The sequence below is a fragment of the Streptosporangium sp. NPDC001559 genome, from assembly GCF_042893955.1.
Classification (GTDB): Bacteria; Actinomycetota; Actinomycetes; order Streptosporangiales; family Streptosporangiaceae; genus Streptosporangium.
Map to the genome: position 1 here is coordinate 87,683 of NZ_JBIAVG010000021.1, position 22,276 is coordinate 109,958.

At 72.4% G+C, this 22,276-nt stretch carries 19 protein-coding genes; 8 read left to right on the forward strand and 11 right to left on the reverse strand.

Annotated features, from left to right (window positions below; all coding sequences use genetic code 11):
• The first annotated feature begins 14 nt into the window (after window positions 1-14).
• From ACFYY8_RS36125 to ACFYY8_RS36135, 3 genes are all read left to right on the forward strand, one after another.
• Window positions 15-983 carry an LD-carboxypeptidase gene (locus tag ACFYY8_RS36125; RefSeq protein ID WP_390048952.1) on the forward strand — a complete coding sequence of 323 codons (969 nt, stop codon included), beginning with the start codon at window positions 15-17 and terminating at the stop codon, window positions 981-983.
• 38 nt (window positions 984-1,021) lie between these two features.
• Window positions 1,022-1,960: a hypothetical protein gene (locus ACFYY8_RS36130; protein ID WP_390048954.1), complete on the forward strand. Its 939-nt coding sequence runs from the start codon at window positions 1,022-1,024 to the stop codon at window positions 1,958-1,960.
• A gap of 216 nt (window positions 1,961-2,176) precedes the next feature.
• Window positions 2,177-4,684, forward strand: coding sequence for an Hsp70 family protein (locus ACFYY8_RS36135; protein ID WP_390048956.1), 2,508 nt, complete (start codon window positions 2,177-2,179; stop codon window positions 4,682-4,684).
• A gap of 69 nt (window positions 4,685-4,753) precedes the next feature.
• Here the strand turns inward: ACFYY8_RS36135 and ACFYY8_RS36140 are convergent, their stop codons facing one another.
• A complete protein-coding gene (locus tag ACFYY8_RS36140) occupies window positions 4,754-6,661 on the reverse strand; it encodes a dynamin family protein (RefSeq protein ID WP_390048958.1) in 1,908 nt (635 codons plus the stop codon).
• Window positions 6,658-8,538 carry a dynamin family protein gene (locus tag ACFYY8_RS36145; protein ID WP_390048962.1) on the reverse strand — a complete coding sequence of 627 codons (1,881 nt, stop codon included), beginning with the start codon at window positions 8,536-8,538 and terminating at the stop codon, window positions 6,658-6,660. The genes ACFYY8_RS36140 and ACFYY8_RS36145 overlap by 4 nt, the downstream gene beginning before the upstream one ends.
• A gap of 259 nt (window positions 8,539-8,797) precedes the next feature.
• Between ACFYY8_RS36145 and ACFYY8_RS36150 the strand changes: the two genes are divergently transcribed.
• The gene (locus ACFYY8_RS36150; protein ID WP_352013149.1) at window positions 8,798-9,370 is read left to right on the forward strand and encodes a sigma-70 family RNA polymerase sigma factor; all 573 of its coding nucleotides are present in this window, start codon (window positions 8,798-8,800) and stop codon (window positions 9,368-9,370) included.
• A gap of 5 nt (window positions 9,371-9,375) precedes the next feature.
• On the opposite strand, the gene grpE is transcribed toward ACFYY8_RS36150, so the two are convergent.
• From grpE to ACFYY8_RS36170, 4 genes are all read right to left on the reverse strand, one after another.
• Entirely contained in the window at window positions 9,376-10,227 is an 852-nt protein-coding gene (gene grpE / locus ACFYY8_RS36155) for a nucleotide exchange factor GrpE (protein WP_390048964.1), read from the reverse strand.
• Between the two features lie 82 nt (window positions 10,228-10,309).
• Window positions 10,310-10,558, reverse strand: coding sequence for a hypothetical protein (locus tag ACFYY8_RS36160; protein WP_184721867.1), 249 nt, complete (start codon window positions 10,556-10,558; stop codon window positions 10,310-10,312).
• A gap of 166 nt (window positions 10,559-10,724) precedes the next feature.
• Window positions 10,725-12,485 carry a glycoside hydrolase family 15 protein gene (locus ACFYY8_RS36165; protein WP_390048966.1) on the reverse strand — a complete coding sequence of 587 codons (1,761 nt, stop codon included), beginning with the start codon at window positions 12,483-12,485 and terminating at the stop codon, window positions 10,725-10,727.
• Between the two features lie 33 nt (window positions 12,486-12,518).
• Window positions 12,519-13,124 (reverse strand): YitT family protein, encoded by a 606-nt coding sequence (locus ACFYY8_RS36170; protein WP_390048968.1) that lies wholly within the window; start codon window positions 13,122-13,124, stop codon window positions 12,519-12,521.
• 75 nt (window positions 13,125-13,199) lie between these two features.
• On the opposite strand from ACFYY8_RS36170, the gene ACFYY8_RS36175 reads away from it, so the two are divergent.
• On the forward strand, window positions 13,200-14,633 hold the full coding sequence (locus ACFYY8_RS36175; RefSeq protein ID WP_390048970.1) for a PLP-dependent aminotransferase family protein: 1,434 nt from the start codon (window positions 13,200-13,202) through the stop codon (window positions 14,631-14,633).
• Between the two features lie 3 nt (window positions 14,634-14,636).
• Here ACFYY8_RS36175 and ACFYY8_RS36180 read toward each other — a convergent pair whose 3' ends face one another.
• The 3 genes from ACFYY8_RS36180 to ACFYY8_RS36190 all read right to left on the reverse strand — a co-directional run bounded on the left by ACFYY8_RS36180 (window position 14,637) and on the right by ACFYY8_RS36190 (window position 17,121).
• Window positions 14,637-14,882 carry a hypothetical protein gene (locus ACFYY8_RS36180; RefSeq protein ID WP_390048972.1) on the reverse strand — a complete coding sequence of 82 codons (246 nt, stop codon included), beginning with the start codon at window positions 14,880-14,882 and terminating at the stop codon, window positions 14,637-14,639.
• An 86-nt stretch (window positions 14,883-14,968) separates the two neighbouring features.
• The gene (locus ACFYY8_RS36185; protein ID WP_390048974.1) at window positions 14,969-15,580 is read right to left on the reverse strand and encodes a trimeric intracellular cation channel family protein; all 612 of its coding nucleotides are present in this window, start codon (window positions 15,578-15,580) and stop codon (window positions 14,969-14,971) included.
• A gap of 38 nt (window positions 15,581-15,618) precedes the next feature.
• The gene (locus ACFYY8_RS36190; RefSeq protein ID WP_390048976.1) at window positions 15,619-17,121 is read right to left on the reverse strand and encodes a peptide MFS transporter; all 1,503 of its coding nucleotides are present in this window, start codon (window positions 17,119-17,121) and stop codon (window positions 15,619-15,621) included.
• A gap of 179 nt (window positions 17,122-17,300) precedes the next feature.
• Between ACFYY8_RS36190 and ACFYY8_RS36195 the strand changes: the two genes are divergently transcribed.
• The 3 genes from ACFYY8_RS36195 to ACFYY8_RS36205 all read left to right on the forward strand — a co-directional run bounded on the left by ACFYY8_RS36195 (window position 17,301) and on the right by ACFYY8_RS36205 (window position 20,641).
• Complete coding sequence (locus ACFYY8_RS36195; RefSeq protein ID WP_390048978.1) at window positions 17,301-19,136, forward strand: AMP-dependent synthetase/ligase; 1,836 nt, start codon at window positions 17,301-17,303, stop codon at window positions 19,134-19,136.
• 77 nt (window positions 19,137-19,213) lie between these two features.
• Window positions 19,214-19,984, forward strand: coding sequence for a hypothetical protein (locus tag ACFYY8_RS36200; RefSeq protein WP_390048980.1), 771 nt, complete (start codon window positions 19,214-19,216; stop codon window positions 19,982-19,984).
• Between the two features lie 150 nt (window positions 19,985-20,134).
• A complete protein-coding gene (locus ACFYY8_RS36205) occupies window positions 20,135-20,641 on the forward strand; it encodes a hypothetical protein (protein WP_390048982.1) in 507 nt (168 codons plus the stop codon).
• Window positions 20,642-20,717: 76 nt separating this feature from the next.
• Here ACFYY8_RS36205 and ACFYY8_RS36210 read toward each other — a convergent pair whose 3' ends face one another.
• Together ACFYY8_RS36210 and ACFYY8_RS36215 are read right to left on the reverse strand one after the other, a co-directional pair.
• Window positions 20,718-21,731, reverse strand: a complete 1,014-nt coding sequence (locus tag ACFYY8_RS36210; RefSeq protein WP_390048984.1) for an NAD(P)/FAD-dependent oxidoreductase — start codon at window positions 21,729-21,731, stop codon at window positions 20,718-20,720.
• On the reverse strand, window positions 21,728-22,273 hold the full coding sequence (locus ACFYY8_RS36215; protein ID WP_390048986.1) for an isoprenylcysteine carboxyl methyltransferase family protein: 546 nt from the start codon (window positions 22,271-22,273) through the stop codon (window positions 21,728-21,730). Before ACFYY8_RS36215 ends, ACFYY8_RS36210 begins: the two co-directional genes overlap by 4 nt.
• Between the last annotated feature and the right edge of the window lie 3 nt (window positions 22,274-22,276).

The window sequence follows — 22,276 nt, forward strand, 5'->3', positions numbered from 1 at the left end:
GCACCGTTTGGGGGGTGAGCGAACCGGTCGCGCCCGATCCCGTGCCCGATTCAGTGCCCGATCCCGCGCGTGATCACGTGACCGTCCCGCGCCGTCTCCGCCCCGGTGACCTGGTCGCGGTCGTGGCGCCCTGCGGGCCTCCCGACCCCGAACGCCTGGCACGCGGGGTTCGGCTGTTGCGGGAGCTCGGTCTGGAGGTCGTCACCGGCGCCCACGTGCTCGACCGGGAGGGCTACCTCGCGGGGACGGACGCCGTGCGGGCGGCCGACCTGCAGGCGGCCTGGTGCGAGCCGGACGTGGCCGCGGTGTTCTGCGCCAGGGGCGGTTACGGGGCGACGAGGGTGCTCGACCTGCTCGACTGGGAGGCCATGCGGGCCGCGGGGCCGAAGGCGCTGGTCGGTTCGAGCGACGTCACCGCGCTGCACCGGGCCTTCGCCGTCATGCTGGGCGTCGCCTCGTGGTTCGGGCCGATGCCCGCCTGCGCGACCCTCAGTGACCCTGAGGGGCCGGAACCCCGTACGCTTGAACATCTCGCCGCTGCCCTGTTCGGCACGCCCGCGCCCGTCGAGGGGGATCGGGTGATCGTTCCGGGCCGGGTCGAGGCGCCGGTGACCGGCGGGAACCTCAGCCTGCTCGCGGCGTTGTGCGGCACGCCGTACGAGCTGCGGGCGCGGGGGAGGATCGTGTTGCTTGAGGACGTCACCGAGGCGCCCTACCGGATCGACAGGATGCTCACCCAGCTGCTCATGTCAGGTGCGCTGGACGGGGCCGCAGGCTTCGCCCTGGGCTCCTGGGAGCGCTGCGGCGATCCGTATCCGGTGCTGCGGGAGCGGCTCGCGCCGCTCGGGGTGCCGGTCATCGCGGGCCTTCCCGTGGGGCACGGCACACCACAGCTGAGTGTGCTGTTAGGGGCACTTGGTGCTATTGATGCAGAATCGTGCTCTCTGACCGGCTCAAACACCGCTCCCGTGGAGGCAGTCTAGGTGCGGACCTAGGAGGAGAGCGCAGAGGGGATGGGCGTGTGAGGCTGTTCCGGCGGCGTCGCGACCGGCAGGCCAGGAGAGCCGCGCGGCCGGTCGAGGACGTCGATCTCGACTCCCTGCTCGCCCTGGTCGCCGACACCCTCGGCTACTCCTGTGCCTTCTCCGCCGACGGCGGGACGCTGACCCTGTCGGACTCCGGCGAGCGGACGGTCAGGCACGTGGTGCGGCTGGCGGGGCTGCGGGCCGAGGCGCGCAGGCGCTCGCGTGAGGACTGGCCGGTGCTGGTCTCCGAGCACCTGTCCCACGTCCTGGCCACGGCCGGGGAGCCGTTCGACGCCTGCGACCTGGACCAGGTCCGCCCGCTGCTGCGCACCCGGCTCCAGCCCGCCGACGACCTGGCGGGCGCCGTCGTCGGCCGCCACCTCAGCGCCGACCTGATCGAGGTGCTGACCGTCGGGTACGGCGAGGCCGCCAGGCCGCTCCGTCCCGAGGAGGTCGGCTGCTGGCCGGTCACCGCCGCGCAGGCGCTGGAGGAGGCCGTGGGCAACGCGGCGAGCGACGGGCGCCTTTCGGCCGACGCCATCGACCTCGGCGGCGCCACCGCGCTGCGGCTGAGCGGCGCGACCGCCGGCGCCGCCGCCCACCTGCGCCGCCTGGGTGACTACCTTCGCGTGCCGGCCGACGGGGTGCTGGTCGCGCTGCCGAGCCGCTCGGAGATGATCGTCCATCCGGTCGAGGGCATCGAGGTCGTCCGCGCGATCGAACGGCTGAGGTTGTTCGCCCAGCGCGAGTGCGACCTGCGGGCCGACGGGCTCAGCCCCCAGGTCTACTGGTGGCACGACGGCAGGCTCACCCTCATCAGGGCCGACCTCGTCAGCCAGGACGGCCAGATCCGGCTGGTGGTGGCCCCGCCCAAGGCGTTCGCGCGGGTGCTCGCCTCCCTGGCCACCCGCCCGGAGGGCGGCCCCGGAGGCTGAGACGGCCCGGGAGGCCACCGCTGGACCGGCATGGGATCATCCAGGATCACCCAGGATCACCGTGAGAGCGCGGAGAACCGTAAGATGGTGCCCTCCCGCCCCGCACTCATCCCGAGGAGCCTCCCGCGCACCCCGGCCGCCCCCGGCGTGCCCGCCACGATCGGCCGCGGCCTGTGAACGTGGGACGACCGGGTCCGCATCTACGAGGAGTGGCAAATGGCGCAGTGGTGCCTCGGTGTCGATCTCGGGACGAGTTTCTCCGCCGGGGTCATAGCCGCCGAAGGGCGCTTCGACGTCCTGGAGGTCGAGGGGGAGCGGCGCATTCCCTCGGCCGTCATGCTCGACGAGCGTGGCACGCTGGTCGCGGGCAGGATCGCCCAGCGGGGCATCGCGCTCAATCCGGAACGCGTCGAGCGCAACCCCAAGCGCTACGTCGGCCGGGGCCGGATGCTGCTCGGCGGGGTGCCGGTCGCCGTCGCCGACGCCATGGCGGCGCTGCTCGAACTGTTCGTGAGTGAGGGCAGGCGGCGTTTCGACGGCGCCTCGCCCGACTGCATCGCGCTGACCCACCCCGTCGCCTGGGGCGAGGACCGCAAGGCCGTACTGCTAGAGGCGGCCAGGCAGGTCGTGCGCGGGGTGCGGATCGTGCTCGTCGACGAGCCCGTCGCCTCGGCCCGCTACTTCGCAACCGCCAAACGGGCCGACGGCTCCCACCTGGCCGTCTACGACCTCGGCGGCGGCACGTTCGACGCGGCCGTGCTCACCGCGGACGGCAGCGACTTCAAGGTCGTCGGCGAACCCGGCGGCAGCGACGAGATCGGCGGGGAGGTGTTCGACGAGCAGATCTTCGCCTTCCTCGGGGCGCAGATCGAGCGCCTGGACGCCGACTGGTGGCAGCAGGTGACCAGCAACCCGGAACGCCGCTACGTGAGCTACGCCGCCGACCTGCTCAAGATGGCCAGGGAGGCCAAGGAGGCGCTGTCGAAGTTCGACACCTCCTCCCACTACGTGGTCGGCATCAACGAGGACGTGCACATCGCCAGGAGCGACCTGGAGGACCTCATCGGGACCGAGATCGTCAAGACGGTCGACATCCTGGAGGAGACGATCCGCGGGGCCGGGATCACGCAGGACGAGCTGGCGGCGGTGTTCATGACCGGCGGCGCCAGCCGGATGCCGCTGGTCCAGGAGGCCGTGCGCGACAGGCTCGGCGACCGGGTGCGCACCTACGACGACCCGAAGATCGTCGTCGCGTACGGCGCCGCCCAGCTCGCCTGGAAGCTCAAGGTCGAGCAGCGGGACCCCGAACAGTCCCAGAGCGTCCCGGTGGCCCGTGCCGAGCCCGCCACGCCCGCCAAGCTCTCCGCGCGCCCCGGCGTCACCGGCGGCGGGCAGGTCTTCACCGGCCCGGAGAGCGGTCACACCGGCGGCCACAAGGTCGTCCCCGAGGGCGGCACGCAGGGGGCGCAGCGGGGCGGGCAGGGCGGGCCGGTCGTCCCGGGCGTGGCCAAGGTGCTCGACGGTGTGCTCGAGGCCCGCGCCGAGGCGGGCAGAGTCTTCGTCCACCAGGCCTTCGACAGCGGCCACCTGCTCCGCAGGCTCGACGGCGTCGAGGGCAGGCACGACCGTGAGCTGCGCTTCGGCAGGCTGGTCGAGTGGGACGTCTCACGTGAGGGCGTCGCCGCGGTCGAGCAGGTCGGTCCCGCGCAGACCCTGGTGCGCGTCCTCACCCCCGACCTGGCCATCCGCGGCACCCACCCGCTCCAGGTGTGGGGCAACCCGACCGTGATCGCGCACGGCCGTACCGCCTGGGTCTTCTTCCAGCCACGACAGCCGGTCCCGGTGGACAGCTCGGTCGGTCTGCCCTGGGGGGAGACGGGCCAGCTGTCGGTGGTCGAGTTCGACCTGGGCGGGGGCTTCATGTTCCAGGCGCCGCAGCCGCGCGACCTGGGGCCGTACACCCAGTGGTTCCTCAACGAGGACAACCGGTCGCGGCGGCTCGTCGACCAGGAGGGGCCCAGTGGCAACGACCCCGCGCCCTCCGTCGGAGCACCCGGCTGCACGGTGGTGCTCGGGCAGTTCAGCAGCAACAAGCCGATGTTCCAGAACAGGCACCACGACTTCAGGCCCTGGCAGGTGCTGTGCCTGATCGACCCCGGCGGTGTCGTGCGCCCGACGGTGCGGGAGCCCGGCCGTAGCTGGCTGCACCAGGTCGTCCTGCACAACGGCAGGTGGTTCACCTCGAGCTCGGCCGGTCTTGAGGCCGACACCGCCGACGGCAGGACCAAGCTCGTCATGCCCCGCCCCAGGGCGGGCGCCCTGCGCTGGGTCCCGGCGGGAGGCCAGATCTACGCGGTCGGCGCCGACCAGGTGAGTCCCGCCAGGGGCTGGTCGGTGGGGATCTTCAACCAGCGTTCGCACACGCTGGAGTTCCTGATGGGCAAGCAGTCGGCGACCCTGGCCGGTCACCTGACCTCCCGGAACCGCTGGGAGCGGCCGAGGCTGGTCGTGGACGGCGACTCGATCTGGATGACGATGCTGGACGCCGGTCGCAGCAGGCTCGTGCACGTCACCCCCTCAGGGGCGCGGGAGGTGCACCGCACGCCGGGGTTGTTCGAGCCGGTCGTACGGGTCTCCGGCGGCCTGCTGTGCCTGCACCGGCCGGGAGACGTCACCGGCGCCGCCCGTGACCAGCCGGCGACCCTGGTGCATCTGCCGCTGTGACGCCCGGAAGACGACCGTGCCCCCGGCGGACGTCGCCGGGGGCACGGGGCGGGAACGGGGACAGGACGGTCAGGGGGCCGATCCCAGGGCGGCGACCGCCGCGGCGAGCTCCTCTCGCAGCTCGTGGCCGCGCCTGGTGAGGGTGTTGATCGCGGCGATGCGGTCCTGGCCGGACTGCCGCGACCTCTGACGGTCGGCGGCCGAACGGGCCGAGGCGGACTTCAGCTCCGCCCGCCTGCCCTCAAGGTCCTTGCGCCTTCGCATCAGGTTGTCGTCGGCGGCCTGCTCGACGCCGACCCGCCAGGTGGCGACCATCCGCTCCAGGTCGAGGGTCATCTCCCTGGCGACGACGGAGAACTGGTCGCGCAGCGCCCCCCTGATCGCGGCCTGGTTGCGCTGCACCTTCTCCAGCGAGCGCCGCCCGAAGAAGATGGAGGCCCCGATGGCGGGGGCGACCAGGAGGAAGCCGATGGGGCCGAGCATGGCCGCGGCCAGGCCGCCGAACGAGGCGGCCATCGAGATCGAGGGCAGCACGTCCCGCACCATGTCCACGTCGACCGGCGCGTCCGCGGCCTGGTCCCCCTTGACCTGGACCTGCGACAGGTTGGGCATCGCGCGCCTGTCGGAGGTCAGCTCGACCGGGTCGAGGCCCAGGTCGCGGGCGAAGGCGTCCAGCGTGGTCCTGGCCAGGTTCTCCACGTCGTAGACGATCTGCGACCAGACGGCCTCAAGCGAGCGCTGGACGCTCTCCGGCAGCTCCGCCATGTACCTGTCGATCTGCTCCTGCTTCTTCAGCGTGGCGATCGCGTTCTCGTACGGCTGGCGGATCTCGGCCACCCGGGCGGCCACGATCCCGCCGACCTCACGCCCGAGGAAGGTGTTGGCGACGGCGCCCGCCCTGCGCTTGGCCGTCAGCTCCCCGAGGGCGGCCAGCTCCGCGTCCAGCTCGGCGAGCCGTGCGGTGACGTCCCCGGCGTCGTCGGAGCCCGCGGCGACGTCGTCCTGCGCCCCGGCCGCCAGCGCGTTCAGCGCGGAGAGCGCGGCGGCGACCACGGTCGCGCCGCGCGCGGACTCCCGGCCGCCGGCGAACCCGCGCAGGTACCGCTCCAGGACGTCCATGCCGCTGCGGGCCCGCAGCGCGTCGGCCCGTTCGGTGCGTCCCTCCCGCCGTTTCGCCTCGGCGGCCTCGGCGAGCTTCGAGCTCACCGGAATCCAGGGCGCCCGCAGCAGCGGGCTCAGCGTCGCCGTCCTGCCGGGGTCGGCGGCGATCGCCTCGGTGACGAAGGTCCTCAGCCGGGCCTTGTTCTCCTCCTGCAGGCTGTGCCAGTTGGTGGAGTCCTCGACCTTGGTCAGCACGAACACGATCGCCTGGACCCGCTCGGCGGCCTCGGCGAGGAACTCGAGCTCGTGCCTGAGCACCGGCTGGTCCTGCGCGCTGAGCGTGAACAGCAGGGCGTCGGCCCGCTGGAGCATGGCCACGGTCACCTGCCTGTGCCCGACCGTCAGGCTGTCCACCCCGGGGGTGTCGAGCAGCCGCAGGCCGTCCAGCAGCGGGTTGTCCAGGGTGACGTCCACGCTGACGACATCGCGCCGCTTGCCCGCGTCGCCGCGCATGGAGGCGTAGTCGGGGATCGACTCGACGGTGATCGGGGTCTCGACGAGCCCGGTGTCGGTGTTGCGGTGCACGACGGCGGTGAGGCGGGGGCCGCGCCGCAGGGAGAGGAAGCAGTTGGTCGCGACGTCGGCGTCGACGGGCAGCAGGTCGGGGTGGCCGACCAGGGTGTTGAGCAGGCGGCTCTTACCGCGTTTCTGCGCGCCCGCGACCACGATGTCGGTGCACTCGTCCTTCCACCTGGCCGCGCTCGCGGCCAGCACCTCGGCCAGGTCCGGCCTGCCGCACCGGCCTGCCAGGCCGTGGACCTCGTTGGCGTAACGCAGCAGCCGGGCCACCGGGCCCGCCTGGTCGGGGGTCGTCAACTGACGTTCTCCTGTCGGGATCGTGCCGGTGAGGGGGTGCCGGAAGGGCCGTCCGGCCGGTCGCACCACGCCCAGACGGCCTCGTAGGCCTCGCAGAGGGTCTCCGCCGCCCTGCGCTGCCTGATGGGGAGGGGCCTGTGGGTCAGCACGCGGAACCTGGCGGCCAGCGCGGCGGCGTAGCCGGCCAGTTCTGCGCGGGGGGCCGAGGGCGGTGCGCCGAGCTGGAGCGCCAGTTCGGTCCCGGTCAGCAGCAGTTCGACGGAGCGCCGCTCGTCCGCGGGGACCATCGGGGACGACCGCAGCGCCTCGGCCGCCGCCCGGTCCACGGAGACCGGGGGCAACGGGCCCGCCCCCGTGGGGGTGGCCGGTCCCCGGTCCTCGGTGAGCGCCGCGCCGACGACGTCCTCAAGGACGGTCAGCACGTCCCTGGCCCGGTGCCCGCCGGTGCGGCCCTCGCTCATCATGGCCAGGGTGCGCCAGCGCATCGAGGCGGCGGTGGCCGCGGCGGCGATCTCCGGCTTCGGCGCCCCGGCGGCCAGGCCGAGCTGTTCGGCGGGGTCGTCGTGGCGGGCCATGCGCAGCAGCTCCGCCGTCATCTCCTCGTTCAGGACGAGCGTGCCCCTGCCGAGCGCCTCGGCCGCGGCGAAGATCCGCAGGCCGCCGAGCGCGGTGGCGATCGGCTTGTTCTCGTCGAGCTGGGCCGCGAGCGCGTCCAGGGTGACGCGATCCGAGCCCAGCGCCGGGGTGCGGGCGAGGGCGCGCAGCCTGGTCAGGGCGTCGAGCGCCTTCAGGTGGTCGGCGCGGCGGGCGAAGTGGGCGATGCCCGCGGCGACCGAGCCGGTCGCGGCCTTCCCCGCGGAGGCGTATCCCGACCGTTCCAGCAGGTGCGCCGCGAGCCCCTCGGCGTCCCCGGCGACGCCCTCACGCAGCGCGCGCACCGCGGTCATGATGCCGTAGCGGTGCAGCTTCCCGACCAGGCGGTGCCGTACCTCGGCGGGGACGGGAAGGTCGGGAGCGGTGCGGAAGTCCTCCAGGTCGAGGAGGTAGTCCTCCAGGTCGTCCTCGTCCATCCGGGCCAGTTCGGACAGCGCCGCGAACTCCTGGGCGTCCGGCGGGCACGCCCGCGCGGTCTCGGCCAGCAGGCCGATCACCGGGACCACGTCGAAGACGGAGGTCCGCAGGTCCTGGTAGCCCTTGGCCGCCAGGCGGCGCGCGGTGGGCCAGGGGTCGTCCTCGTCGCCGCGCCGGTCGACCTGGCCCAGCACGGCCAGGGTGTTGACGCAGCTCATCCCGCAGGCGCCGGTGAGGCCGCGGAACTCGGCGAGGGTGGTGTCGTCGAACTTCTGGACGTAACGCAGCACGTAGATCATCGCCTGGGCACGGTCGTCCTCGTCCCCGGAGCCGAACAGCATGCTCCTTGCGGCCTGTTCGTTGGCCGCCGTCACCGTGTTCATGCCAGGGGTGTCGACGATGGTGACCGTGCGCAGGGAGGGCTGGTCCAGCGTGACGCGAAGGCGCCTGACGCGGGCGACCTCGACCCCCAGGTCCGAGGGCAGCCGGTGGCCGGGCAGCAGCCGCGAGTGGGCGACGCCCCCGTCCTTCAGCTCGATCGTGACGAGTCCGTCGTCCTCGCCGTACTCGTACTGGGTGACGACGAAGGTGCACTCGCCCGCGTCGACCGGGGCGACGGGCAGCCCGAGCAGGGCGTTGACCAGGGTCGACTTGCCGCTGCTGACCGCGCCCGCGACCGCGACCCGCAGCGGGGCGTCGAGGCTCGCGCGCACCTGGGCGATCCGCTCGCGCAGCTCGGGCCCGGCGAGCCTGGCCGAGGTGGAGTCGCAGAGGTCGCGCAGCAGGTCAGCGGGGCCCGCCGTCACGCGTCACCGCCGGATGCGGGCCGTAGGCGGGGGGCGGGCGGGAACGTCCGCGGCACCATGGGCAGGTTCTCCTCCTGTATCGGTTTCCCGGCCCTCCCTGAGGGAGTCGACGCAGGTCGGTCAGGCCGTCTGACTCGTGATGGGACGACCGGGAATGGGGATTATCACGGTCCAATATCATGGCGGACCACCACATACCGGGCGGTCGCGGAACGTGATGTCATTGGCTGATTTTCCGCTCCCGGACGATGGGTGACCGATGACGAGCGTGTCGCTGGGCGGGGCCGTCGAGGACAGGACCGAGGACGCCGCCGACGGCGAGAGCCTGCTCGTCGCGGCGGCCCGCGGGGGTGACGAGAGGGCCTTCGCCGAGCTGTGGTCGATGGCGCGGCGCCCGGCCTTCGGCGTCTGCTACCACCTGACCGGCAACCGCGCCGACGCGCTCGACGCGCTCCAGGACACGCACCTGGCGGCCTGGCGCGGTCTGCCGGCCTTTCAGGGCAGGTCGCCCTTCAGGGCCTGGGTGCTGGCCATCGCGCGCAACGCCTCCCACTCGGTGATCAGGCGCCGTCCTCCCCGGGACGCCCTCATGGCCGAGGTCGCCGAGGAACTCCTGGTCGCCGATCCCTTCGAGGACTCGGTCGCCAGGCTGGCCGACCTGCGCAGGGCGCTGACGGGGCTGCCCGCCTCCCACCGGGAGGCGTTGCTGCTGTGGGCGGGCGGCCTGACCTACGAGCAGGTCGCGCTCTCGCTCGGGGTGCCGCTGAACACGGTCCGGGCCTGGATCCACCGTGCCAGGAGGCGGCTGCAGACCGGTCTGGCCGACGGCTGAGCGCCTCACCCCGCACCCTCGCCTCCGGGTGCCCGGTGACGGTAGACGGCGACCTGCGGCACGCGGATCACCCGGCCGCCGTCGGCGTACCCCCTCTTGACGGTCTCCGCCACCGTGTCGTGCAGTTCGGGCCGGTCGGTCGGCTCGGAGCCGAACGCCTCGTGCAGGCGCGGGTCGAACCGCTGCCCGTCCGGGACGATCTCCCGCACCCCGGCCCGGTTCAGGCCGTCCCCCAGGGTGTCGGCCAGCCGGGGGTGGCGTTCGGCGATCTGGTCCCGGTAGCCGATGCAGGCCTCGACCAGGGTCTCCCTGCCCGGATGTCCTCCGGAGAACAGCCGATCGACCTGCTGGGTGAGCGCCTGGCTGATCCCGCTGCCCGCCACCTCGGTGAGCGCCTCGGCCAGCGGGTCACGCTCGGGTGCCCGCGGGTGCGGCGGCGCATCGGCGGCCATCGCCCCGGGGGGAGCCTGGGGGGTCAGGGGCGCCTGAGGGGCTTGAGGGGCCGTCTGCCACGGCGGCGCCGGGGACGGTGTGGTGGCGACCGTCCGCCTGCCGCGCGACCACAGGTAGAGCCCTCCCGCGCCCGCCACGGCGACCCCGCCGCCGATCGCGAGCATCAGGGGGAGGGGGAGCGGGAACGGTCCGCCCGGCGTCCCCGTTTCGCCGGGCGTCACTCCCCGCCCCTTGCGCAGGGGCCGTACGGCCTCTCCTTGGGAGACACCCGGCTCGCCGGGCTCCGATGACGTGGCGACGGTCCGCGTCTGCCCGCCCGTCTCCCCTCCCACGAGGCCGCAGGCGGTCAGTGCCGCGCAGGCCAGCAGGAGCATCAGGGGCAGGAGCGCGCGTCGATCTTCCATCGGTTGTCTTCCTCGTCATTCGCCCGTGTGGTCCGCGACGGGATCACACGTGAGGACACACGGGCTCACGCTGCTCGTGCGGTCAGGCGGTGGGGAAGGGGCCCGAGGTCTGGGTGTAGTCGGCGACGCCGTCGCCGTCGTAGTCGATCCGGGCCTCGTCGATGTAGCCGTCACCGTCGTTGTCGAGGTAGACGACGTCGGTCACCCCGTCACCGTCGGTGTCGTAGCGCTCCTCGTTGGCGTAGCCGTCGCCGTCGGTGTCGATCAGCTGGGCGTCGGCGCTGCCGTCGCCGTCGTAGTCGACCAGGTCGGAGGTAGCGAAGTCGCTCATGTTCGTTCCTTTCGGGTGGTGTTCAACAGGTGAGAGTGACCTTGGCCGTGTTTAGTTGCACCCGAAGGGGAAAATTTTTTCACGACTTTTCCGGCCTTCCGGATCCGCCGCATTTCGGCTCGTCAGCGCCTTCCAGGGGTCTTCCCGAGGAGTACGGCGGGCGGGGTCAGCTCAGCGCGCGGGCCGTGTGGATCAGCGGGACGTGGCTGAAGGCCTGCGGGAAGTTGCCGACCATGCGGCCGTAGCGGGGGTCGTACTCCTCGGAGAGCAGGCCGACGTCGTTGCGCAGCGCCAGCAGGCGCTCGAACAGCTCGACGGCCTCCTCCTTGCGCCCGATCATCGCCAGCGCCTCGGCCAGCCAGAAGCTGCACGCCAGGAACGCGCCCTCACGCCCCGGCAGGCCGTCCACGTCGTTGTCCTCGTCCAGCGGATAACGCAGCACGAAGCCGTCGACCATCAGCTCACACTGGATCGCCTCGACGGTGCCGACCACCCTGGGATCCTCGGGAGGCAGGAAACCCACCATGGGGATCAGCAGCAGGGAGGCGTCGAGCTCCGCCGAGCCGTACGACTGGGTGAAGGTGCCGCGCGCGGAGTCGAACGCCTTGTGGCACACCTCGGCGTGGATCCGGTCGCGCAGCTCCCGCCAGCGCGCCACCGGCCCCGTCCTGCCGAACTCCTCGACCTGCTTGACGGCCCGGTCGAGGGCGACCCAGCACATCACCTTGGAGTGGGTGAAGTGCCTGCGCGGCCCCCTGACCTCCCACAGTCCCTCGTCGGGCTCGTCCCAGTGGGCCTCCACGTATCCGAGCAGCTCGCGCTGGATGGTCCACGCCCGGTCGTCGGGCTCCATACCCGAGGTGCGCGACAGGTACAGGGCGTTCATCACCTCGCCGTACACGTCGAGCTGGAGCTGGGTGACGGCGTCGTTGCCGATCCTGACCGGGCGGGAGGCCTCGTAGCCGGGCAGCCAGGACAGCTCGAGCTCGGTCAGCCTGCGCTCTCCGGTCACGCTGTACATGATCTGCAGGTCCTGGGCGCGGCCCGCGATGGCGCGCAGCAGCCACGCCCGCCAGGAGCGGGCCTCCTCCAGGTAACCCGCGCCGATGAGGGCCTCAAGCGTCATGGTCGCGTCACGCAGCCAGCAGTAGCGGTAGTCCCAGTTGCGGACCCCGCCGAGGTCCTCGGGCAGCGAGGTGGTCGGGGCGGCGACGATGCCGCCGGTGGGGGCGTAGGTGAGGGCCTTGAGCGTGATGAGCGAGCGGACCACGGCGTCCCGCCACGGGCCCTGGTAGGCGCACTGACCGAGCCACTCCTCCCACAGCTGCTCGGTCTGCGCGAGCTGCTCGAAGGGGTCGATCTCGACGGGCCTGGTCTCGTGGGAGGGATGCCAGGTGAAGACGAAGGCCAGGCGCTCGCCCTCGGCGACCTGAAACCTCGCCTTGTGGGCGTAGTCGCCGCCCTGCAGCGGGATCGGGGAGTGCAGCCACACCGAGTCGGGACCGCCGACGGCCTGCAGCAGCCCGTCGGTACGGCGCACCCAGGGCACGATGCGGCCGTAGTCGAAGCGGACGCGGATCTCGGTGGCCATCTCGACGGTGCCGGAGACGCCCTCGACGATCCTGACCAGGTCGGGGTTGACGTGCCTGGTCGGCATGAAGTCCGTGACGCGGACCGTGCCGCCCGGGGTGTCCCACTCGCTCTCCAGCACCAGGGAGTCGCCCTTGTAACGGCGCCTGGTGGCGTCGGGCCGCCGGGCGCCTGCGGGACCGAGCCACCACTGCCCGTGGTGCTTGTCGCCGAGCAGCGCCGCGAAGCACGCGGGCGAGTCGAACTTGGGCAGGCAGAGCCAGTCGATGGAGCCGTTGCGGCCGACCAGTGCCGCCGACTGCATGTCGCCTATGAGGGCGTAGTCCTCGATCCGCATGTGCTCGACGCTAACGCCTCCGCGGCGTCCCGATCAGTCCTTGGGGCGCATCAGCGGCATGAAGAACTGGCTCAGCGGGCCGATCGCCAAGGCGAAGACCACGGTTCCCAGGCCCACGGTCCCGCCGAGCAGCCAGCCGACGGCCAGCACCGTCACCTCGATGAGGGTCCTGGCCGAGCCGATGGACATGCCCAGGCGGTTGAGGCCGGTCATCAGGCCGTCGCGCGGCCCGGGGCCCAGGCCCGCGCCGATGTAGAGCCCGGTGGCCGCGCCGGTCGCGACGACGCCGAGCAGCAGGTAGACCCACCGCAGGGCCAGCGGTCCCGGCTCGGGGGCCAGCCACATCGCGGCGTCGGCGAACAGCCCGAGGAACAGGACGTTGCTGAGGGTGCCGATGCCGGGCCGCTGCCTGAGAGGGATCCACAACAGCATCACCGCCGCGCCGACCACGATGATCCAGGTGCCGATGGACAGGCCGAGATGGATGGACAGGCCCTGATGGAAGACGTCCCACGGGCTGCCGCCGAGCCGTGACTCGATCTGCAGGCCGATGCCGACGCCGTAGAGCGCCAGTCCGGCGTACAGGCGCAGGAGGCGGCCGGGGAACGACCCGAGGGTGGGAAGTGTTGCCTCGCTCATAATGGCACTTATCGTCCATGCCATTACCGCCACCCAAAAGGGCCAATCACGAAAAGTGGCCTTATAGTGGGGTGGGTGGACCGCTATCTGAGTGGCGTCCAGCTCGCTCGCCTCCTGGCGATCGACCCCGGCGCCAAGCCGTACTACCGGACCCTGGCCGCGACCGTGCGGTCGCTGATCCTCGACGGGCGGCTGCCCGTGCGGGTGCGGGTCCCGGCGGAACGGCACCTCGCCGAGGCGCTGGGCGTCAGCCGTACGACCGTGACCTCCGCCTACGACCGGCTGCGCGAGCAGGGATACCTGGAGAGCAGGCAGGGGGCGGGGAGCTGGACGGCGCTGCCGGACGCGGGCTCGCTCGGCGCGGAGAACCCCTGGATCGCCGCCGAGGACGACGGGCTGCTGCCCCTGCACTGCGCGGCGCCGTCCGCGGCCAGGACGCTGCCCGCCGCGATCGCCGCCGCGGGGGAGGGCTATCCGCGCTACACCCTGGGCATGGGATACGACCCGGTCGGGATCGCGCCGCTGCGCCAGGCGGTCGCCGCCCGGTACTGCGCGCGCGGGCTGGCCACCAGGCCGGAGCAGATCCTCATCACCGCGGGCGCCCAGCACGGCCTCCACCTGCTGGCCATGGCGCTGCTCGCGCCGGGCGACCCGTTCCTGCTCGAGTCGCCGACCTACCCGCACGCCATCGACCTGGCCAGGGCGCGAAGCGCCAGGATCGTCCCGGTCGGCATCCCCGACGACGGCTGGCACCTGGACCTGCTCACCAGCGCGATGCGCCAGTCAGGGGCCCGCCTGGCCTACGTCATCCCCGACTTCCACAACCCCACCGGTCACCTGATGGACGACGCCACCCGGGCCGGGCTGGTGAGCGCGGCCAGGAGACACGACACCACGCTGATCGTGGACGAGACCTGGAGCGAGCTGGACATCGACGAGGTGCCCCGGGCCGCCCCGCTGGCCGCCTTCGACACCGACGGCAGGGTGATCAGCCTGGGGTCGGCCTCCAAACTGTGGTGGGGCGGGCTGCGCATCGGCTGGATCCGCGCGGGCGCGGCCATGGTACGCCGCCTGGCCGCCCTGCGCGCCTCGGTCGACATCGCGAGCTCCCTGTTCGAGCAGCTCGTCGTGGCCAGGCTCTTCGAGGACATCGAGGAGACCAGGGCCGAACGCCGCCGCAGCCTCGGCGCGTCACGGGCCGCCCTGACGACCGCGCTGGCCGAGCACATGCCGGACTGGGACTACACCGTGCCCAGGGGCGGCGGCTCGCTGTGGATCAGGCTGCCCGACCACTCGGGCAGCCTGCTGGCCGAGGCCGCCGCCTGCCAGGGCGTACGGCTCGCCCCCGGCACCTGGTTCGGCGTCGACGGCACGCTTGAGGGCCGGCTCCGGCTTCCCTTCACCCAGTCTCCGCAGGTCATCACCGAGGGGGTGGCCCGCATCGCGGAGGCCAGGATCAGGGGCCCGTACGGCGCCCGCCCGGCTCCGCCGCTCACCCCCGCCCTGTGATCGTCAGGCGGCCTCCGCCGCCTCTCCGGCCTCCTGCAGGAGGTGGGAGCGATGCTGCTCGGAGAGCAGGTGGCCGACCCCGACGACGATCGCGACGGGCCAGTCGATGACCTCAAGGGCGCCGAGCACCCCCAGCACCGCGTAGAAGGCCAGCCGCTCGGGTGGCGGCACCGCCACCGTCCCGACCAGCGGCAGACTGACGGTGCGGAGCCGTTGCCCGTGGCCCGCGGTCTTCTTCCCCTTGGCCATGGTGGCCTCCCGTGAGTTGGACGCCTACCGCCGCGATGCCCGGGCCGTACGCCGTGTAACACGACTTGACCAGGGTTTTCACCGGGCTACTCCGGTGCGACCCCCCTGGCGAGCGGGGCGCGCCAGCGCAGCCGCATCGCGGCGATGCGCAGCCCGAACCCGAGTATGGCGGCGGCCAGCGTGGCGGGCCAGCCGTGCAGGTCCAGGATGTAGAGCACGGCCATCACCGCCGAGCAGAACAGGGCGGGCACCGCGTAGAGCTGGCGGTCGTAGAGCAGGATGGGGATCTGCCCGGACAGGACGTCGCGCAGCACGCCGCCGCCGACACCGGTGGTGACCCCGAGCAGTGTCGCGTGCAGCGGGCTCAGGCCGTAGCTCAGCGCCTTCTCCGTGCCCACCACGGAGAACAGGCCCAGGCCGGCCGCGTCGAACACGTTGACGGCGGGCATCACCCGCTCCACGTGCGGGTGCCAGAAGAACACGATGGCCGTCGCGATCACCGGGGCGAGCACGTATCCGGTGCTGGAGAAGGCAGCGGGCCGGACGTTGAGGATCAGGTCACGCAGGATGCCGCCGCCGAGCGCGGTCATCTCCGCCAGTACGGCCATGCCGACCACGTCCAGTCGCCTGCGGACGCCCACGAGCGCGCCGGAGAGAGCGAAGACGAAGATTCCGACGAGGTCAAGCCATTGGTTCACTGATAAATCATCCCATGACCGGCTCTATGGGTCTTACGTCATATTTTCTGGGATCCGGAAGGCGCGTGGTCGTGCTCCCGCATCAGGACGCGCAGTCGCGGCACGAACAGGAACAGCAGCACGCCCGCCACGACCGCGATCGCCGCCAGCGTGAGGAAGTAGGCGGGATCGGACATGTGCTCCCTGAGCCTGCCCGTCTGCCCGCCGACCGCGTCGCCGACCGAGACGGCGATGAACCAGACGCCGAGCATCTGCCCCTTGAACGCCTGGGGGGCGAGCTTGGTGGTGACCGAGAGCCCGACCGGACTCAGCGCCAGTTCCCCGAAGACCTGGACGAGGTAGACCGCCACCAGCCACCACACCGAGACCCTTCCGTTCCCGGCCAGGGCGGCGGCCGCCGCCATGATCACGAAGCTCAGGCCGACCATGACCAGCGCGAAGGCGAACTTCTGCGGGGCCGTGACCCGATCGCCCAGCTTCACCCACAACGCCGCGAAGACCGGTACGAAGATCATGATGAACAGCGGGTTGAACGACTGCGTCGCCGCGGCGGTGATGCGCACCCCGGACAGTGAGAGGTCGGTGTGGTCCGCCGCGAAGAACAGCAGCACGGTCGGGGCCAGGTCGTAGATCATCCAGAAGACGGCCGCGGCGGCGAACAGCCAGATGTAGGCCCGCATCCCGGCGCGCTCCTCCGGCGTCAGGTTGTGGCTGCCCAGCAGGATGTAGCCGAAGTAGACCACAGGAACGATCACGATCACCACGGTCAGCGCCAGCGCGAAGGCGTCGAGGCTGAAGGTCCCGGAGAGCGCCCAGAGCGTCAGGGCCACGACGATCACGGCCGTCGAGCCGAGGGCGACGAGGGTGAAGTGCCGGTGCTCGGCGGGGGTCAGCCGGTGCCCGGGCTCGTCGCCGACGCCCCGGAGGCGGGAGCGGCCCGCCACGTACTGGACCAGGCCGAGGGCCATCCCGACGGCCGCCGCCCCGAAGCCCAGGTGCCAGCGGTCGCCGTCGGCGAGCCAGCCGACCACGATGGGGGCGACGAAGGCCCCCAGGTTGATGCCGAGGTAGAACAGGGAGAAGCCCGCGTCCCTGCGCGCGTCGGCGTCCTCCGGATAGAGCTTGCCGACCATCGCGGAGATGTTCGGCTTCAGCAGCCCGGTCCCGGCGATGATGAGCAGCAGGCCGAGGGCCACGAAGAGGCCCGTCCTGGCCGGTATCGCCATGCTGATGTGCCCGAACATGATGATCAGGCCACCCCACAGCACCGCCCTGCGGGCGCCGAGGACGCGGTCGGCGATCCAGCCGCCGGGCAGGGCCACCAGGTAGATCAGGGCGCCGTAGACGCCGACGAGCGCCTGCGCGGTCCCCTTGCCCATGCCCAGCCCGCCGACGGCGGGGGAGGCGGCCATGAAGGTGGCCAGGATCGCGCGCAGGCCGTACCAGCTGAAGCGCTCCCACATCTCGGTGCCGAACAGCGTGGCGAGGCCGCGTGGATGCCCGAAGAAGGAGTTCTCATCCGCCTTTGTCTCCGATGTCATAGCGCCCCCCGACCTCAGTGTGTGATCGAACTGTAACTCTGCGTGTTCATTACGGCGAGGGCGGACCGAAAGGTCGTGCGTCGTCGGTCCCTTAACGCCGAAGGTCTTGTCCCTCCGTATCCCGTGTGATGCGATGCATGCCTCACGAAGGCAAGTGAGCACTTCCAGGAGGCGCTTCGATGGCCGGTGTCCTTGAGGAACGGGCCGCGATCGAGCGGGAGATCGCGGGCCGTACCGTCTGCGCCCAGTTGAGGGAGGCGGCCGAACGGGACGCGGGAGCCCCCGCCTACTCCGACCCCTCGGGGCAGGGGTGGACGACCATGACCTACGGCGAGGCCAGGCGGAGGGTGCTGGAGATCGCCGCGGGCTTCGCCGCCCTCGGGCTGCGCAGGGGCGAGGCCGTCGCCCTGATGATGGTCAACCGCAGCGAGCACGTCCTGGCCGACCTGGGAGCGGTGCACGCGGGCGGCGTCTCGTGCTCGGTCTACGCCACCTTCGCCCCCGAGCAGGTCGCCTTCGTCGCGGCCGACGTGGGCGCGCGGATCGCGGTGCTCGGCGGCCCTGACGACCTGGCCAGGTGGGAGCCGATCCTCGGAGACCTGCCCGCGCTGCGCAGGATCGTCATGCTGGAGGGAGCCCCCCGGGACGACCGCTTCGTCTCCTGGGACGACCTGCTGGCCATGGGCCGCGAGCGGCTGGCCGCCGAACCCGGCGAGGTCGAGGCCCGCTGGCGCGCGGTGACCGCCGACGACGTCCTGACGGTGCTCTACACCTCCGGCACGACCGGTGACCCCAAGGGCGTGCCGCTCACCCACGCCAACGTGTTCTACGAGGTCGTGGCCACCGACCGGCTGGCGCGGGTGCCCGAACGCGGCACCCAGATCTCCTACCTGACCTACGCGCACATCGCCGAGCGGGTGCTCAGCCTCTACCTGCCGCTCTTCAAGCTCTCCCACACCTACTTCTGCACCGACATGTCCCAGCTCGGCGTGATCCTCGGCCAGGTCAGGCCGGTGCTCTTCTTCGGCGTGCCGCGCGTGTGGGAGAAGATGATGGCCAGGCTCCAGGCCCTGCTGTCCATGCAGCCGCAGGATCGGCGCGAGCAGGCGCGCCTGGCCATGGCCGCCGGTCTCGCCCACATCGAGGCCTGTCAGTACGGCCGCACGCCCTCACCCGGGGTCCGCGAGGCCTACGAGCGGGCCGACGCCGCGCTGCTGTCCGGCGTGCGCTCGCTGATCGGCCTGGACAACGCCGGCTGGCTCGCCACCGCCGCGGCGCCGATGCCGCGCGAGGTCCAGCGCTTCTTCGCCGGTCTCGGCCTGCGCGTCCTGGACGTGTACGGCATGACGGAGACGACGGGCGCGTTCACCGCCAACGCCCAGGACCGCTTCAAACTCGGCACCGTCGGGCAGGCCGGGCCCGGGGTGGAGATCCGCGTCGCCGAGGACGGGGAGATCCTCACACGCAGCCCGGCCAACGCCGTCGGCTACCTCAACCGGCCGGGGGAGACCGCGGAACTGCTGGACGAGGACGGCTGGCTGCACACCGGCGACGTCGGCGTGGTCGACGAGGACGGCTTCGTCAGCATCCTCGACCGCAAGAAGGAGCTCATCATCACCTCGGGGGGCGAGAACATCTCCCCGGCCAACATCGAGGGCCTCCTCAGGGAGCACCCCATCGTCGGCCAGGCCCTGGCCTACGGCGACGGCAGGCCGTACCCGGTGGCGCTCCTCACCCTCGACGGTGAGACGGCTCCCGGCTGGGCGAAGGAGCGGGGCATCGGGTTCACCTGCCTGGCCGACCTCGCCGAGCACCCCGAGGTCCTCCGGGAGGTCGCCGGGGCGGTCGCCGCGGCCAACGGGCGGCTCGCCCGGGTGCAGCAGGTCAAGCGCTGGCGGCTGCTGCCGGTCGAGTGGACACCGGAGAGCCGGGAGCTCACGCCGAGCCTGAAACTCAGACGCCAGATCATCCACACCAGGTACGCGGAGGTGATCGACGGCCTGTACGCGTCCTGACCCGTGCCGGTCCCTTTGCCCAACGGGCGCGTGTCCGTCCCCCGGCCATTACCGCGCCGTTCCTAGCGTCCTGGGTCATGAGATTCCTTTTCGCGTTGCTGGCGGCGGCGACCGTCGCCCCGCCTGTCCCGGCCGGGGCGGTCGTGGCCGAGGAACCGGTGATCCGCTCGGTGACCGTGATCCCGGGCGCGCCCGTCGTCGGGCCGTCCGGATCGGTGCGGGTGGTGATCGAGGTGGTCGCGGGCGGGGTCGCGGGGCCGGACGGGGTGACGATCGAGGTCGAGCCGGGAGCCCCGGACGCGGCGGGCGAGCCGTCCTCCCCGCCGATCCAGGAGGACGCCGAGGACACCGGCGCCACCGGGACCACCGACGGTCAGGGGGTGTCGGCGCCTCCTCCGGGACGGGAGTGGGAGATCTGGAGGTTCGTGCCCGACAAGGGTCTGAGCCGCTGGTACCCGACGGGGCGCTGGACCGTCACGGTGACCGCCAGGGGCGCCGGCGGGGAGGTCGTCACCGGGCACACCGTCTTCAGGCTGCGGAGGGAGACCAGGTTCAGCGCGGTGCGGGTGGCCGCGGGGGAGACGGGCGCGCGGGTTCGCGGAGTCCTGAACCGGGTCGATCCGCAGGGCTACCTGGACTACGCCCCCTTCCCCGGCCAGCCGGTGGGCATCCTGCACCGGAGCGAGCCCGGGGAGCCCTGGCAGAGCGTGGCCTCGGTGACCACCGACGCGCAGGGCCGCTTCATCAGGGACGTTCCGGGGATCAGGGACGGCCAGTGGCGCCTCCTGTTCGCCGGAACGGGACACTACGCGGGCAGACGCAGCATCATCCACCCGACCACCACATAAGTGCATTTAATAGGGCAAATCGCCATATCGTTATTCCATTTGGAGTGGCTAATTTCCTATTTACTGCGACTTTTCCTTATGTTGAAGCGTCTTTGACGGTAGGCGCGCCCCGCCGCGGGGCGCGTCCTTCAACGGGGAAGGAAGTTCCAGATGCTGCGACGCATCGCGACCGTCCTGGCCACGGCGGCGCTGAGCGCCTCCGCGCTCGCGGTCACCGCACCGGCGCAGGCCGCGACCACCCAGGTCGTGTCCGCGCAGGCCGGGAGCCGGGCCTACACCGAGACCAGGATCGCCGGCTTCAGCGCCGACCCCAACCCGGCCCGCAGGTTCCAGCGCATCACGCTGAGCGGCCAGCTCCAGGTCGGCGAGGACTGCAACCCGCACGAGCGCGGTCCCGGCCTGGCCACCCGCCACAACCCCTGCGACAACGGCAGGACCCAGTGGGCGGGCTCCGCCGGCTGGCAGAAGATCGTGGTGCTCTTCCGCGCGAGCGGCAGGAGCAAGTGGGAGTTCGTCGACGCGATCGAGACCGGCCGTGACGGGCGTTTCGCCACGGACGTCCGCGTCTACACCTCCGGCACCTGGCGCGTCGTCTTCGAGGGCGCCAGGGGCCTGGCGCCGTCCGAGGACAGCGACTGGGTCAGGGTCTTCCGCTGACCGACCGGTGAGCGAGCCCAGGACCGCCCCGCCCGCGCGGGGCGGTCCGCCGCCCGGGACGCGCCCGCCGAGACCCTCACGAGAGCGCGTGCACCGCGGCCCCGAACAGGACGGGCAGCCGCCGGGCGGCCGGGACGATCAGTCGCGCGGCCCCGCGGTACCGCCGGGTCCCCAGCAGCGCCCCGGTGAGCAGCCTGTGCCTGCGCGACAGACGCAGCCAGGCCTCCTCGTAGGAGTCCGGGTCCCCCGCCCGCAGGCAGCCGACGAGCGCCCGCGCGGACAACAGCGCCAGGGAGAGCCCCTCGCCGGTGAGGGCGTCGATGTAGCCCGCGGCGTCGCCGACCAGCAGCACCCGCCCCGAGACCCGATGACGCACCCGCTGGCGCAACGGCCCCGCCCCCCGCACGCTGGTCGCCGCCGGTCCGGTGAGCCTGGCCGCCAGCTCGGGGAAGTCCGCCAGATGTTCCTGGTATCCCCGCCGCCGTGAGCTGAGCACGGCCACGCCGACCAGGTCGTCGCCGACCGGCGTCACGTACGCCTCGGACTCGTCGGCCCAGTGCACCTCGACGAAGTCCGTCCAGGGGGCGACGAGATAGTGCCGCCGCAGGCCGTACCTGCGGGGGCGGGTGTCGGGAAGCCGGAGCCCGAGCATGGCGCGCAGCGGGGAGTGCAGGCCGTCGGCGGCCACCAGCCACCTGGCCCGCAGCCCCGCGGCCTCGACACGGTCGTGGTGCTGCCGTACCTCCTCGACCCTGCCCCGCACGACCCGCACGCCCACCTCGGCGGCGCGCCGCGACAGCGCGTCGTGCAGGGCGGTGCGGCGCACCCCGAGCCCGCTGCCCTTCCTGAACTCCGCCTGGACCCGGTCGCCGCCGTCCACGTAGCGGATTCCCGCCAGAGGCCTGCCCTCGGGCCGCACACCCAGCGCCAGCAGCGCCGCCGCGCCACTGGGCATCAACCCCTCGCCGCACGCCTTGTCGACAGGGCCCGGCCGGGGCTCGACCACGACGGCCTCCATCCCGGCCAGCGCCGCGTGGATGGCGGTGGCGAGACCGGCGGGCCCCCCGCCCGCGACCAGGACGTCGATCACGCGGGGGCCCGCCCGGCGGACGGCGCGGGGGAGAGCGTGGCCAGGGCGGCCTCCTCACAGCGGATCCGCACCACCATGAGCGCGGCGTTCAGCACCGTGAACGTCACCGCGGTGATCCAGGCGCCGTGCACCAGCGGAAGCGCCACTCCCTCGGCGGCGACCGCCACGTAGTTGGGGTGCCGCAGCCACCGCAGCCGGTACGGCCCGCCCGTCACCGGGGACAGGCCGGGGACCACGATCACCTCGGTGTTCCACTGCCTGCCCAGCGTGGTGACGCACCACCAGCGCAGCGCCTGCGCCGCGACGACCAGGGCGAGCATGGGCCAGCCGAGCGCGGGGACGAAGGGCCGTCCCGCCAGGCCGGCCTCCAGCGCGCACCCGGCCAGTAACCCGGTGTGCAGGACGACCATGAACGGATAGTGGCCGCGCCCGTGGACGATCCCCCCGCGCGCCAGGCTCCAGCGCGCGTTGCGCCGGGCGACCACCAGCTCCGCCAGCCGTTCCACGCCGACGAGCAGGACGAGCGACAGATACCAGGACACCGT

Bases quoted from the DNA above. Each gene is read 5' to 3' on its own strand.
- ACFYY8_RS36135 (WP_390048956.1), top strand. From the start codon at position 2,177: ATGGCGCAGTGGTGCCTCGGTGTCGATCTCGGGACGAGTTTCTCCGCC.
- ACFYY8_RS36150 (WP_352013149.1), top strand. From the start codon at position 8,798: ATGACGAGCGTGTCGCTGGGCGGGGCCGTCGAGGACAGGACCGAGGAC.
- grpE (WP_390048964.1), bottom strand. From the start codon at position 10,227: ATGGAAGATCGACGCGCGCTCCTGCCCCTGATGCTCCTGCTGGCCTGC.
- ACFYY8_RS36160 (WP_184721867.1), bottom strand. From the start codon at position 10,558: ATGAGCGACTTCGCTACCTCCGACCTGGTCGACTACGACGGCGACGGC.
- ACFYY8_RS36165 (WP_390048966.1), bottom strand. From the start codon at position 12,485: ATGCGGATCGAGGACTACGCCCTCATAGGCGACATGCAGTCGGCGGCA.
- ACFYY8_RS36170 (WP_390048968.1), bottom strand. From the start codon at position 13,124: ATGAGCGAGGCAACACTTCCCACCCTCGGGTCGTTCCCCGGCCGCCTC.
- ACFYY8_RS36180 (WP_390048972.1), bottom strand. From the start codon at position 14,882: ATGGCCAAGGGGAAGAAGACCGCGGGCCACGGGCAACGGCTCCGCACC.
- ACFYY8_RS36190 (WP_390048976.1), bottom strand. From the start codon at position 17,121: ATGACATCGGAGACAAAGGCGGATGAGAACTCCTTCTTCGGGCATCCA.
- ACFYY8_RS36195 (WP_390048978.1), top strand. From the start codon at position 17,301: ATGGCCGGTGTCCTTGAGGAACGGGCCGCGATCGAGCGGGAGATCGCG.
- ACFYY8_RS36200 (WP_390048980.1), top strand. From the start codon at position 19,214: ATGAGATTCCTTTTCGCGTTGCTGGCGGCGGCGACCGTCGCCCCGCCT.
- ACFYY8_RS36205 (WP_390048982.1), top strand. From the start codon at position 20,135: ATGCTGCGACGCATCGCGACCGTCCTGGCCACGGCGGCGCTGAGCGCC.